At 44.6% G+C, this 13,081-nt stretch carries 11 protein-coding genes and 1 tRNA gene; 3 read left to right on the forward strand and 9 right to left on the reverse strand.

Translation table 11 applies throughout. The annotated features are described in order from the left end of the window. Positions 1-128: 128 nt before the first annotated feature. The 3 genes from HMPREF1139_RS04475 to HMPREF1139_RS04485 form a co-directional block, all read right to left on the reverse strand. Positions 129-1,499: a CAP domain-containing protein gene (locus HMPREF1139_RS04475; protein WP_009650130.1), complete on the reverse strand. Its 1,371-nt coding sequence runs from the start codon at positions 1,497-1,499 to the stop codon at positions 129-131. After that, complete coding sequence (gene pckA / locus HMPREF1139_RS04480) at positions 1,474-3,051, reverse strand: phosphoenolpyruvate carboxykinase (ATP) (protein ID WP_009650263.1); 1,578 nt, start codon at positions 3,049-3,051, stop codon at positions 1,474-1,476. Before pckA ends, HMPREF1139_RS04475 begins: the two co-directional genes overlap by 26 nt. Positions 3,052-3,342: 291 nt before the next feature. Then, positions 3,343-5,151, reverse strand: a complete 1,809-nt coding sequence (locus HMPREF1139_RS04485; RefSeq protein ID WP_009650145.1) for a biotin/lipoyl-containing protein — start codon at positions 5,149-5,151, stop codon at positions 3,343-3,345. 99 nt (positions 5,152-5,250) lie between these two features. On the opposite strand from HMPREF1139_RS04485, the gene HMPREF1139_RS04490 reads away from it, so the two are divergent. After that, on the forward strand, positions 5,251-6,246 hold the full coding sequence (locus tag HMPREF1139_RS04490; protein ID WP_009650366.1) for a hypothetical protein: 996 nt from the start codon (positions 5,251-5,253) through the stop codon (positions 6,244-6,246). Between the two features lie 9 nt (positions 6,247-6,255). Here the strand turns inward: HMPREF1139_RS04490 and HMPREF1139_RS11540 are convergent, their stop codons facing one another. From HMPREF1139_RS11540 to HMPREF1139_RS04515, 6 genes are read right to left on the reverse strand one after another with little or no spacing between them, the layout of a single operon-like run. Further along, a complete protein-coding gene (locus tag HMPREF1139_RS11540) occupies positions 6,256-6,408 on the reverse strand; it encodes a hypothetical protein (RefSeq protein WP_156795014.1) in 153 nt (50 codons plus the stop codon). Further along, complete coding sequence (locus tag HMPREF1139_RS04495; RefSeq protein WP_009649967.1) at positions 6,387-7,715, reverse strand: TRAP transporter large permease; 1,329 nt, start codon at positions 7,713-7,715, stop codon at positions 6,387-6,389. The genes HMPREF1139_RS11540 and HMPREF1139_RS04495 overlap by 22 nt, the downstream gene beginning before the upstream one ends. Position 7,716: 1 nt before the next feature. Beyond that, positions 7,717-8,223, reverse strand: coding sequence for a TRAP transporter small permease subunit (locus tag HMPREF1139_RS04500; protein WP_009650259.1), 507 nt, complete (start codon positions 8,221-8,223; stop codon positions 7,717-7,719). Between the two features lie 9 nt (positions 8,224-8,232). Next, positions 8,233-9,576, reverse strand: a complete 1,344-nt coding sequence (locus HMPREF1139_RS04505; RefSeq protein ID WP_009649983.1) for a sodium-dependent transporter — start codon at positions 9,574-9,576, stop codon at positions 8,233-8,235. After that, a complete protein-coding gene (locus HMPREF1139_RS04510; RefSeq protein WP_009650114.1) occupies positions 9,576-10,907 on the reverse strand; it encodes a sodium-dependent transporter in 1,332 nt (443 codons plus the stop codon). The genes HMPREF1139_RS04505 and HMPREF1139_RS04510 overlap by 1 nt, the downstream gene beginning before the upstream one ends. Beyond that, on the reverse strand, positions 10,908-12,254 hold the full coding sequence (locus HMPREF1139_RS04515; protein WP_009650156.1) for a sodium-dependent transporter: 1,347 nt from the start codon (positions 12,252-12,254) through the stop codon (positions 10,908-10,910). Positions 12,255-12,514: 260 nt separating this feature from the next. Between HMPREF1139_RS04515 and HMPREF1139_RS04520 the strand changes: the two genes are divergently transcribed. Continuing rightward, complete coding sequence (locus HMPREF1139_RS04520) at positions 12,515-12,817, forward strand: F0F1 ATP synthase subunit C (protein ID WP_009650368.1); 303 nt, start codon at positions 12,515-12,517, stop codon at positions 12,815-12,817. A gap of 33 nt (positions 12,818-12,850) precedes the next feature. After that, positions 12,851-12,935: transfer RNA gene (locus HMPREF1139_RS04525), tRNA-Leu, on the forward strand. The last annotated feature ends 146 nt before the right edge of the window (positions 12,936-13,081 follow it).

Consider the following 13,081-nt stretch of genomic DNA (forward strand, 5'->3'; position numbering starts at 1 on the left):
TGTAACATAGATTTTATTAAACTATATTACTTTTAGCCTAAAATTCAAATTTAATTTTTAGAATTTAGAAACGATGATAGCAAAAACGACCGGCGATGTTTAAATTTTACTCAAAATTTAAACGCCTCTTACTTTGATCTCTTGAAATTTAGCCATATCAGTGTAAACGCAAAGATAGCCGCCAATGCGATCAGTGCGCCTTTTATGAGATATCCTCGCCTTTTTTCGAGAGCTTTTTGCGAGCTGCTCGTGAGCACGACCTTTACAAGAGTTGCGTTATTTAGCAAGATCTCTAGGCTATCGCCCTTTAGTCCGCTTAAATTTACGCTAAGCGTGTTCGTTCCGCTTTGTTTGATGTCAGGACTTAAAGATTTTGGATATTTGTAGTCATATCTTTTGATGACATCGTTACAGTTTTTGGGGCGGAAAAATATCTCGTATATCTTGTCCGCATCCACGCCCAAAACATCGCCGCCCACCGCCTCGAAATATGGATGAGAAAAGCCTTTTGTCTTAAAGCTCCATTTTATGTCATCTTGTCTGACGCCGTCTCTCTCGTAGCTAAAGACCACTTGATACTGCGCGTCAAAGTCAAACACTTCGCGCGAAAACGCCGCAAACTGCTGCGAGCTAAATTTTTTGTTGATATCGTTTTTGGCGTCTAAAATTTTTAAATCATCAAGCTGCTCGCCATCTTTATATATTTCGAAATTTAGCATTTTTATATTTTTAAAATTTTGATTAAACTCGATGCTGACGGGATTTGCAGTGATCTTGCACTCGGGGAAGGGATCCGGACTCTCGCCGCTAAAATAAGGTAGCACGGGCATGCCCTCAGGAAATTTTACATAAGGTCTGCTTGAGTAAGTGAGGCTCTCAAGCCTATCTGCGCGCATCTTGAGATCTTCGTTCGCGCAGACACGGGTGTAAAATTTCCCGCTTCCGCCGTCGCTCAAGCCCTTTTTGCAAAAATTTTCGATCTTGGAATTTCCCATCAAAAAGACGAAAGAGGAAAATTTCTCATCCTTTGCCATGAAATACCCGACCTCATCGACGCTAGGACTCAAAAATGCAAATCTATGATATATCGCCGTAAAAAGCCCGTCGATCGCGGAGGTAAAATCCTCTTTGTAAGCTATGTTTTCAAACACGCTTGCGGCTTGATACCCGGCGAATTTCGCTCGCTCTGCAGGGTTTGCGCCGGTGAAATTTTTACCGCCTCTCGTCTCGTCGTGTCCCATGTATTCGTTTGCGGTGCAGTATCTGGCGTGGTTTTTAGCGCCCAGTGCGAGGTCGTCGTTAAATTTCAGGCTTTTAAGCTGTGAGCCGTTTCGATATGCGTTTAGATACTCTAACGCATTATCGTAGGCTATCAGCGAGATAGTCGGCTGTTTAGCGGATTTTAGCGGTGCGTTTTGCTCACGGGAGTCCTCGCAGCCCGCAAGCAAAATCGCTCCTACAAGCAGTCCAAATTTAAGCTTTTGGACCGGCTTTGGCAAATTCCACGCCCTCTTTCACGTCCTCGTAGCGTTTGAAATTTTCTACAAACATTTTGGCTAGTTTATCGCGCGTGGCGACGTATTCGCCAGCATTTTCCCACGTATTTATCGGATTTAGTAGCTTGGTTTCCACACCCGCGAGCTCCTTTGGTATCGCAAGGTCGAATTTTTCAAAATTTTCAAATTCGCACTTCGTGATGCTGCCGTCAAGTATCGCGTTTATGCACGCGCGCGTCGCCTTGATGCTCATGCGCTTGCCCGTGCCATACGCTCCGCCGCTCCAGCCGGTATTTACCAGATAGACATTTACGCCGTGTTTATCGATCTTCTCACCAAGAAGCTTTGCATAAACGGTCGGGTGTAGCGGCATGAAAGGCTCGCCAAAGCACGCGCTAAACGTCGCCACAGGCTCGGTGATACCCCGCTCGGTGCCGGCGACTTTGGCGGTGTAACCGCTTAGGAAATAATACATCGCCTGCTCTTTGCTAAGCTTTGCCACCGGTGGCAAAATGCCGAATGCGTCGGCTGTTAGAAAGATGATATTTTTAGGATGTCCGCCGCTTGAGCTTGGCTCGTAGTTGTCGATATGATAGATCGGGTAGCTCACGCGGGTGTTTTCGGTCTTGCTACCGTCTTTGTAATCAACCACTCCGTTTTCGTCCGCGACGACGTTTTCAAGCAGTGCGTCGCGCCTAATGGCCGCGTAAATTTCAGGCTCGCTGTTTGGATCGAGATTTATACACTTCGCGTAGCAGCCGCCCTCGAAGTTAAACACGCCATCATCGTCCCAGCCGTGCTCGTCGTCGCCTATTAGCTTACGATTTGGATCGGTCGAGAGCGTCGTCTTGCCCGTGCCGCTAAGACCGAAAAATAGCGCGGTATCGCCTGCCTTGCCGATGTTTGCCGAGCAGTGCATGCTTAGCTTGCCTTCAAGCGGCAGCCAGTAGTTCATCATCGAGAAAATTCCCTTTTTCATCTCGCCGCCATACCACGTACCGCCGATGACAGCGACGTTTTCCTCGACGTTAAATATGACAAAAACGTCCGAGTGCAGCCCGTCATTTTTGTAGTCTTCGTTTTTGCATTTGCAGGCGTTATAAACGACGAAATCGGGGCTAAATTTAGCTAGTTCCGCCTCACTCGGGCGGATAAACATATTTTTTACAAAATGCGCCTGCCACGCGACTTCGGTCACGAAACGCACGGACTTTTTACTTTTTTCGCTCGCCCCACAAAAGGCGTCTTGGATGAAAATTTCCTTGCCGCTAAGCTGCTTTTTGGCTTTTGCTAGAAGCTTGTCAAAAAGCTCTTTTGAGATAGGTTGATTTATCTTACCCCAGGCGATATATTTTTGGCTCGGGTCTTGCCTTACAAAGTATTTATCTTTCGGGCTGCGACCCGTGAAGATGCCAGTATCCACCATAAATGTGCCGTTACTTGACACGCACCCTTCGCCGCGAGCCTTTTCAAGCTCGAAAAGCTCGTCGTAGCTAAGGTTGTGATTGATCTTTTTGATGTCACTTAAACCTAAATTTTCTAGTTCATTTACCATGATTTTCCTTTAAATTTTGATCAAAATAGTCTAATCGCACCAGCGACAAAGTAAATTTTAAATTTACCATGCCGCTTGTATTTCAAAATATTAGTGCAATATTCCTTAACACCCTCTTTATTGAGCTTGCGCCGGAATTTACGTAGCTTTATGGAGGCTAAATTTTCGTTTGGGATTTAATTTATTTTTTTAAGGATAAAATAGAGGCTGGCACGGATATGAGTATAGTCGCTTCACTAAGAAGCAAAAACAAAATAGACCGCACCATAATGGCAACGGCCTATTTTAGGCCTACATCCTGGCTATAACCTGAGAGCTTTCTACATTTTGCCCCTGCTTTACTTCGATCGAGCTTATCGTGCCGTCTTTTGGAGCGGAGACTTCTATCTCCATTTTCATAGCTTCTAGCACGACGATAGCTTGCCCTTTCTTGACCTTATCGCCTGCTTTGATCAAAATTTTATGCACTACTCCAGGCACCGAGCTAAGTATGGCGTCGCCATTATGACTGGCGGGTGAGCTTTTAGACGAATTTTTAGCGGGCTCTGCGGCGACTTCGGTTATGCTTTTTACCTGCACGCTATCGTTAAAGCCCTCGCTTACTTCGACATTATAGCGGCTACCATTTACGACTACGCTATACCTACCGCTTTGAGTGGATTTTTGCGTGCATGGCTGCTCTTTTGGCATTTGACTTATCTTTCTTACATTGACCTTTGCCTGGCCCTTTAAAAATGCTATGCCCCTTTCCTTGCAAGCAGCAGCGATAAATACGTTCTCGTCTGTAACGGCTATACCTTCGCTCTTTAAAATTTTACGCGTAGCTTTAAGCGACTTGCTCTCGTCGCGGTCTGCGATATCGATGGCGTTTTCTTTGGTTGGCTTTAGCTTTAGCTGTTCGCTGGCTAGCTTTACGACCTTGCTATCAGGCTCACAAGGAGTATGACCGAAGTAGCCAAGCACCATTTTGCCGTATCCGTCGGCTATCTTTTTCCATTTGCCAAACATCACGTTATTGAAAGCTTGCTGAAAATAAAACTGACTGACAGGCGTCACGCTCGTACCGTAACCGCCCTTTTCGACGACCTCGCGCATAGCTTCTATCACGGCCGGGAATTTATCAAGGATATTGTTGTCGCGCATCATTTGGGTATTTGCAGTGAGCGCACCGCCTGGCATCGGTGAGAACGGGATGAGAGGGCTTACCTGTGTGGCTTCAGGCGGGGTGAAATAATCGCTCAAACAATCTCTCAACACGCTTTCATATTTTAAAATTTTTTCCACATCAAGCCCGCCAAGGTCGAAATTTTTACCCTTTACGGCGTGTAGCATCGTTAAGATGTCAGGCTGGCTGGTGCCTCCGCTGACTGGACTTGCGGCCAGATCGATGCCGTCAGCTCCGGCCTCAAGTGCGGCGAGATAACATGCTACGCTGACACCGGCGGTCTCATGAGTGTGAAGGCGGATATGAGTATCTTGTGGGAGAAGTTTGCGAGCCATTTTGATAGTTTCATAGACCTTTTGCGGGCTGCTCGTGCCACTGGCGTCCTTGAAACAGACGCTGTGATAAGGTATGTCAGCATCTAAAATTTGCCTTAAAATCCTCTCGTAAAACGCTACATCATGCGCACCTACGCAGTTTGGCGGCAGATCCATCATGGTGACTACGACCTCGTGCTTAAGACCGTGATGAACGATGCGCTCGCCTGAATATTTTAAATTTTCCACGTCGTTTAGCGCGTCAAAATTTCTGATCGTAGTCGTGCCGTGTTTTTTAAACATCTTTGCGTGCAGGTCGATGAGCTCGCGGCTACCGGTGTCGAGCGTGACGGTATTTACTCCGCGCGCTAATGTCTGTAAATTTACACCTTCGCCCACGATGACACGGAATTTATCCATCATCGTAAATGCGTCCTCATTAAGGTAAAAATAAAGGCTTTGAAAGCGTGCGCCGCCGCCAAATTCAAAATGCTTTATGCCCGCCTCTTTGGCCGCTTCGACCGCGGGAAAAAAGTCGTCCATAAGCACCCTGGCGCCATAAACTGACTGAAAACCGTCCCTAAAAGTAGTATCCATAACGTCTATAAATTTTTTGGCCATTTTGCTACCTTTTTTTGGATTAAAATTATTACAATTTTACCTTGTTTTAGATTAAAGTAGATATAATTTTATCACTGAATTTAGGCTAAAAGGCAGAAAATGACGATCGAGCAAATTTATAAAGAGCTAGATAAAATCGATAAACTGACTAAAAAAGAGGATTTTTTATCCAAGCAGATCAAAGAGGCTCTTAGTGCAAAAGATGACGAACTGCTCGCGCAGATCAGTGAATTTGTGCTAAATGATGACTGCGAGAAATTTAATAGCGAATTTCGCGCATGGACTTTAAAGTGGCTGACGGAGCACATTATCGATAAATTTAATAACAATAAAGCAAGCGACGCTGATGCTGAAATTTTAGATGATTGCTTGTGGAAATTTAAGTGGATCGTCGCTGGTCTTGGTCAAAGTGCAAGCACGTCAAAAGAGAGGATCGAGGAGACAAATGAGATGATGAAGCGGCTGTATGAATATTTTGATATAAGCCTAGCTGCCTATCACAAGGCGCTCATGCTACAAAACATCACGATGGGCGATGTGCGCGAAGCGAGAGTAAATTTTGAGCTATGGCAAGGGCTAGCGCACGATGATATGGGCGATTGTGAGGCTTGCGAGGCGAGCGATCTGACGCTTTATCACTACTTTGTCGGCAATTACGAAGATGCGCTAAACGCAGCCCAGCCGATACTGCGCGGTGAGCTGACATGCGGCGAAGTGCCACATCTGACATACGCGCCGGTGCTTTTTAGCATGATAAATTTAGGCAGGATCGAGGAGGCAAAGGCACTTTTGCCGCAAGCTACCAAAGTGATCGGCTCAGAGCCTCGCACCATCTCGCAAATGCCGCTACTGATCGAAGCTGCCGTTAGGCTTAATGAGAGACAAATAGCATGCGATCTGGCAAATGAATATAAAGATGTGATTTTAGACGATAACGACGATATGGGCGCGCTTAGGCTATTTATCGCGATGTCGGTGTTTGACGAGCAAACATATGAGACGGCAAGTAGGGGCACGGCTAGCTTTGATAAGCGCGATCAAAACAGCTACTACTCGGATTATCTGCAAGAGTATTACGCCAAATTTAGCAAATAAGGGCTAAATTTAGCCCTTATCAGTCTCGCTCTCTTTTGGAGTATTTTTGCATCGACATTGGGCTTGCTCCTCTAAAATGACGCCCGGCTCGGTCTTTGAGCTATCACGAAATTTTGCTTTCGAGCCGACATAGACACTCTTTATCTCATCAAAAAGTAACAAAAAAATGCCAAAACTATCAGCTGAACGATTATAAAAGGCACTACGCCCTTATATATCGAGCTGGTCTTTATCTGTGGCGGAGCGACCGAACGTAAGAAAAATAGGCTAAATCCAAACGGCGGCGTCAGGAATGAGGTCTGTAGATTCATGGCTATTAGTATGGCAAAATATATCGGATTTATACCTAGACTGATCGCGATAGGCGCTAAAATAGGCAAGACAATATATGAAATTTCTACAAAATCTATAAAAAATCCCAACACAAAGATCACGACCATGCTAAATATGACAAATCCCCATTTATCACCCGGTAAATTCGTCATAAACTCTTCTACTATCTCATCGCCCCCGGTGTAAGTAAAAACGAGCGAAAATGCCGTAGCGCCGACTAAAATAGTAAATACGAGCGCCGTAGTTTTAACGCTCTCCTCGAGCGCTTCTCTTAACATCGAAAATGAAAACGTCCTATAAAAAAGCGAAAGTAACACGGCTCCAACGCAGCCAAAGGCCGAGCTCTCAGTCGGCGTAGCGATACCGGCAAATATCGAGCCAAGCACGCAGACAACGAGTAAAAGCGGCGGCAAGATAGCAGCAAGCGCTCTTAAAATTTGCCTCATCTTGCTCTCATCTACGCTAGACTCTACGATAGGGGCAAATTCGGGCTTCACGTAAGACACTATCAAAATATAAGCTACGTAAGCACCGACCAGCACGAGTCCGGGTACGAAAGCCTCGTGGAAAAGCTCGCCTACCGGGACTGAAAATATATCGCCCAGGATTATGAGCACGATAGATGGCGGGATGATCTGCCCCAAAGTACCCGCTGCGCATATCGTGCCGCAGCCAAGAGACTGGTTGTATTTGTATTTTAGCATCACGGGCAGACTTATCACGCCCATAGCGACCACGCTAGCTCCTACGACACCGGTGGATGCCGCAAGCAACGCACCGACTAAGACGGTGCTGATAGCTATGCCGCCACGAATTTCACCAAACAATAGCCCCATGCTCTCAAGTAGCCTCTCGGCTAGTTTTGATTTTTGCAAAACTACACCCATAAAGACAAAAAGCGGCACGGCGATCAAAATTTTATTTTGCATGATGGAGTCAAATATCCTATAAGGCATGAAGGCGAACATATCCTTAAAAACTATAAATCCGCCGATCAGGCCGTCTCCGTCACCAAAGCTCTCTATCATACCGCCAATCAGTCCAAATATCATCGCTACTGCAGCAAAGGTAAATGCGACGGGAAATCCTATACCAAGCATCAAAAGCGCGGCTAAAAACATCACTATACCAGCCATTTTAGCCCCTTTTCGCACTTTGGTAGAGATTGAAATTTTTAATAAAAAAGCCTATCGAAAAAAATATCAAAAGGTAAAAAGATATAGGGATGAAACTTTTTATTACCCAGCGATAAGGAAGCCCTCCCGGATCGGCGCTGCCCTCGTTTGAAGTGTATGCCTCCATCACAAAATCGATTGATAAAGTCGAGACCAAAATGGCAAACGGTATTATGAAAATAACCGTTCCTATCATATTTACGAGCGCCTTCGTGCGCGGACTGAATTTTGCGTAAAAGATATCGACGCGAACATGTGCGTCCTCTTTTAACGCGTAGTTCATACCTAGCAAGAAAACGATCGCGAAAAAATGCCACTCAAGCTCTTGAAGCCCGACGTTGCCGTATTGAAAAAAATACCTTGAAACGACGTTGAAAGAGACGTCTATTATCATCAGTGCCATGATAAACATACACAAATAGCCGATTATATCGGCAGCCTTATCGAAAAATCTCTCAAGTCTTTGCATAATCAACCTTTAAGTAAAAAACAACGAATTCATCATAACGCAAAATACGCAAATAGGCGCCACGAAACGAAGTAAGAAGTACCAGACGTTAAACACCCAGTCGCTCATATAAGGGCTAAAAAGCGTATAAAGCGCTTTGCGTTTCATAAAATAACCAACGAATATCGCCTCTAAAATTCCGCTTATCGGAAGCAGGACATTAGAGGATGTGAAGTCCAGGAAGTCAAAGAAATTCTTGCCGAAAAATAAAATTTTATCGCCTATATTTTCTATATTTGCAAAGACGCACATGAGCCCCACGACAAAAACGCCCGCACCGACTATAGTGAGCGCCTTTTTGCGGCTGATAGAATACTCTCTGATAAGAAAAAATACGAACGGCTCGACTATCGAAATAGCCGATGTTATACCGGCAAATATGAGCGCTACGAAAAATGCGACGGCTAGGACATTTCCCGCAAAGCCAAGCTTTGCAAACAATGTCGGTAGCGAGATGAATACAAGCCCCGGTCCTTGAGCCGGCGTGGCGTCGAATTCAAATATAAACGTGAAGATTACTAGCCCCATCATTATGGCTAACGTGATGTTTATGAGCACGACGCTTATCGTGGAGGTGCTTAGATTCGTATCGTCACTGAGACTAGCCGAATACGTTATGATGGCCGCCATGCCAAGGGAGAGCGTCCAAAACGCAAGTCCAAGCGCCAAAAGCAAGGAATTTATCGAAATTTTACTAAAATCAGGCACGAGTAAAAATTTAGCCGACGCGACAAACCCGTCCATAGTAGCCGAGTAACCAAGCATTATCAAAAGCATTATAAACAGGCTTGGCATCATCCAGACATTAAGCTTTTCTATACCGCTTTTCACACCCTTTGATAAAACGTAAAAGCATAACGCAAACGCCGCGATGAAGCAGATCGTCTGCTCCCCAGCATCCTTTGTGATAAGCTCGTTAAATATCGCCTTAGAGCTTTCGATATCGCTTGGCAAAGAGCTAAAAGATAAGAAAAAATACTTTATCACCCAGCCGATGATGACTATGTAATAGCAAGATATGATCGCAGCCGTGACCATGGCTAAAATTCCCACGTATTGCCATAAATTTTTATGCTTATCGGCAAGTTTCCTAAAGGCGTTTACGCTGTCGCTTTCGCTTAGCTTGCCTATGCTAAGCTCAGCCATAAAGATAGGCACACCCACTAAAAAGCAAATGACAAGATATAATAGCACGAATGCCGAGCCGCCGTTTTCGCCGACCATATACGGGAATTTCCACGCATTGCCAAGGCCGACGGCAGAACCCGCGACCGCCAAAACATAACCTATCTTAGAAAACTGTTCTTTTGCCATTACATTATCCCCTTAACTAAAACTAAAAGCACACAAATGGGCGCTATGTAGCGAAGTAAAAAATACCAAATTTTAAATATCGTCTCGCCCATATAAGGCACGAAAAGCGCCCTTAGCGACTGAAATTTCATAAAATACCCCACAAAAAGCGCTATCACGATACCTCCAAGTGGCAGCATGATGTTTGAGCTGATATAATCGAGCCAGTCAAAAAACCCTTTACCAAAAAACGTCAGCTCGTCTTTAAAATCTGTAACGCCAGATAACGCGCAAAGAACGCCAAGTACATATACTGCCGCACCTGCTATCACGATCGATCTTAGTCTGCTAAGACCGAAATTTCGGTTTAGATAAAAGATAGCAGGCTCTACCATCGATATGGCCGATGTAAGACCCGCAAATATAAGTGCCACGAAAAACGTTAAGCAAAGAACGTTGCCAAGCACGCCAAGCTTTGCAAACAATGTCGGCAGCGAGATGAAAGCAAGTCCCACGCCTTGAGACGGCTTAGCGCCAAATTCAAATACGAAGGTAAATACGATAAGACCGATGATGACGCTGATGATGATGTTTAAAAACACGACGTAAAGCGATGATGTGAATAAATTCGTATCGTCATTTAGACTCGATGAATACGTAAGTACGCAGCCTATGCCTATACACATCGTAAAAAACGCAAGCCCAAGAGCCATAAATACGGTCTCCGAGTTTATCTTGGAAAAATCAGGCACCAGCAAAAACCTGACCGCCTCGTCAAAGCCGTCCATACTCATCGAATATCCGAGCATCAGCAGCAAAAGCACGAAAAGTGCCGGTATGAGCCATAAATTTATGCGCTCTATGCCGCTTTTCACGCCCTTTGTCAGCACGAAAAAATATGCTAAAAACGCCAAAGTGAAATATAAAATTTGCTCACTTGCGTTTTGTGAAGTGAAATTTTCAAAAAGTGCGGCGGAGGAGTTTATATCTTTTGGAAGCGAGCCTAGGCTCAAGACGGCGTATTTTATGACCCAGCCGATGATGAGCGTATAAAACGAAGCTACGAAAATTCCTGTTATCATGATGATGCCGGCGTATCCCCATGCATTTTGGCGCGACGGAGCGAGCGAGCGAAATGCGTTTACGGTGTCACTGCCTGAAATTTTACCCATCGCCATCTCGGCAAAAAATATGCTAAGCCCGACGATGAGCGCGAAAAATAGATACACGAGCACGAACGCCGAGCCACCGTTTGCGCCGACCATGTAAGGGAATTTCCACGCGTTGCCAAGTCCGATAGCCGCTCCTACGATAGAGAGGATGAAGCCTATTTTGCTAAATTTTTCGCTCATTTATTTGCCTAAAATTTGATAGATCATTATTATGAAAATAGCGATAGGCGCTAAAAATCGCAGCGCAAAATACCAAATTTCAAACCAAAATTTACCCATAAAATCGCCAAAGAGAAAGAACAAACCATCTTTTTTCAGCACCCAGCCTACAAAGGCGCTAAATATTATCGCGCCGATCGGCATCATTATGTTTGACGTGAGATAATCCAGTGCATCGAACATCGGCTTGCCAAATACACTGAAATTTTGAGCTGTAGGCTTATAATACGAAAGCACGCAGGCTATGCCTAGCACATAGACTAAGATCCCTATATAAACGAGCGCTTTTTTGCGTGTGAAGTCAAATTTCCTGACAAGATAATAAGCAAACGGCTCTATCATGGAGACCGCACTCGTCACTCCGGCAAAAAGCAGCGATACGAAAAACGCCACGGCCATGACGTTTCCTATCAAGCCAAGCTTCGCAAAGAGTGTCGCGAGCGAAACAAATATCAGTCCCGGACCGCCTTGCGTCGTGTCGCCCCCGTAGGCAAATATAAAGGTAAAAACGACTAGACCCATCATTATACCTATCAATATATTTATAAAAATGATAGAAAGGGTCGATTTTATGAGATTCGTGCGCTCGGGTAAATTTGCAGCGTAGGTCGGGATCACGCCAACGCCCATAGAAAGCGAGAAAAAGGCGAGACCGAGCGCTTGTAGGAATGTATCTGCGCTTATAGCGTCAAAATTTGGCACGAATAAAAATTTCGCAGCCTTCATGAAGCCATCATTCATCGTAAGCGAATAGCAAAGCATACCAAACAGCAATATAAACAAACTTGGCATCATCCAAACGTTAAGCCTTTCTATACCGCTTTTTATGCCTTTTGAAACCGCGAAAAATACGATCAAAAATACGATACTAAAACATAAAATAGCGCTGAATGCGTCGTTTGTAAGCAGACTGTCAAATTCGGCTCCGGCTTGTTCGTTCGTCACAGGAAGCTTACCAAAGCTTAGGTAGATGTATTTTAGTATCCAGCCGATCACGACCATATAAAAAGAGGCTATGAGCACTGCACCTATCATGAAAAATCCTGACAGCGACCATGCTCTTTTGTGCTTTGGAGCGAGCTTATAAATCGAGCTCACGACATCACTCTCGCCGAGCTTTCCTATGCTAAGCTCAGCCAAAAATGCGACGAACGCGACGCAAAATGTCAAAACCAAATATAAAACTATGAACGCCGAGCCGCCGTTGTTGCCGACCATAGTCGGGAATTTCCACGCATTGCCAAGGCCGACGGCAGAGCCGGCCATAGCAAGGACGAAGCCTATTTTGGAGAATTTTTCATTTATCATTTAAGCCCTAATTTAAATCCGAATTAAATAGTTTCGACGATACCATAAAAAAACTTTTATTTTTCTAAGCTCGCGAATTTTCAATGGCTTTTAAAATTTTGATGTTTTTATTTGAAACAAATTTATAATCGTTATTTCATAACTTACTCACAAAGCGGCCTAAATTTTAAGAAAAACAAAGCTTTATTTTTGTATGATACGGGCTTAAAAGTTTTAGTAGGGGACGGATCCGAACGAGCTTAAATCACAAAGGAGCAACGATGAAAAAAATCGTTTTATTGATCGTATCTCTTGCTGCATTCGCTTTTGGTGCTGACGGCGAGATGATCAGATCGTATTCTGTTATCGCAGCTGGTATAGGCCTAGGTCTTGCAGCTCTTGGCGGCGCTATCGGTATGGGCAACACCGCAGCGGCTACTATCAGCGGAACAGCCAGAAACCCTGGCGTAGGCAGCAAGCTTATGACTACGATGTTTATCGCACTTGCGATGATCGAAGCACAAGTTATCTACGCACTTGTTATCACACTGATCGTTCTTTACGCAAACCCGATGCTTGGTTAAATTTAGCCCGAATTCGGGCTAAATTTCATATTCGCGACCATGGTGGAATTGGTAGACACGCTATCTTGAGGGGGTAGTGCCGTTAGGTGTGCGAGTTCAAATCTCGCTGGTCGCACCACTTTCTTTTACTACTTCGACACGAAGGGCTTTAAAGCCACTTTTACAGATATCAAATATCCTAAGTTTTGTTTATGTTTTGTTTGATGTATCCGTTTTTGATACACAAAACGATACACAAATATAATCATTATTTCGATTTGGGAT

Source organism: Campylobacter sp. FOBRC14 (assembly GCF_000287855.1).
GTDB lineage: Bacteria > Campylobacterota > Campylobacteria > Campylobacterales > Campylobacteraceae > Campylobacter_A > Campylobacter_A curvus.

Bases quoted from the DNA above. Each gene is read 5' to 3' on its own strand.
- HMPREF1139_RS04495 (WP_009649967.1), bottom strand. From the start codon at position 7,715: ATGGCTGGTATAGTGATGTTTTTAGCCGCGCTTTTGATGCTTGGTATA.
- HMPREF1139_RS04490 (WP_009650366.1), top strand. From the start codon at position 5,251: ATGACGATCGAGCAAATTTATAAAGAGCTAGATAAAATCGATAAACTG.
- pckA (WP_009650263.1), bottom strand. From the start codon at position 3,051: ATGGTAAATGAACTAGAAAATTTAGGTTTAAGTGACATCAAAAAGATC.
- HMPREF1139_RS04505 (WP_009649983.1), bottom strand. From the start codon at position 9,576: ATGGCAAAAGAACAGTTTTCTAAGATAGGTTATGTTTTGGCGGTCGCG.
- HMPREF1139_RS04520 (WP_009650368.1), top strand. From the start codon at position 12,515: ATGAAAAAAATCGTTTTATTGATCGTATCTCTTGCTGCATTCGCTTTT.
- HMPREF1139_RS04485 (WP_009650145.1), bottom strand. From the start codon at position 5,151: ATGGCCAAAAAATTTATAGACGTTATGGATACTACTTTTAGGGACGGT.
- HMPREF1139_RS04510 (WP_009650114.1), bottom strand. From the start codon at position 10,907: ATGAGCGAAAAATTTAGCAAAATAGGCTTCATCCTCTCTATCGTAGGA.
- HMPREF1139_RS04515 (WP_009650156.1), bottom strand. From the start codon at position 12,254: ATGATAAATGAAAAATTCTCCAAAATAGGCTTCGTCCTTGCTATGGCC.
- HMPREF1139_RS04500 (WP_009650259.1), bottom strand. From the start codon at position 8,223: ATGCAAAGACTTGAGAGATTTTTCGATAAGGCTGCCGATATAATCGGC.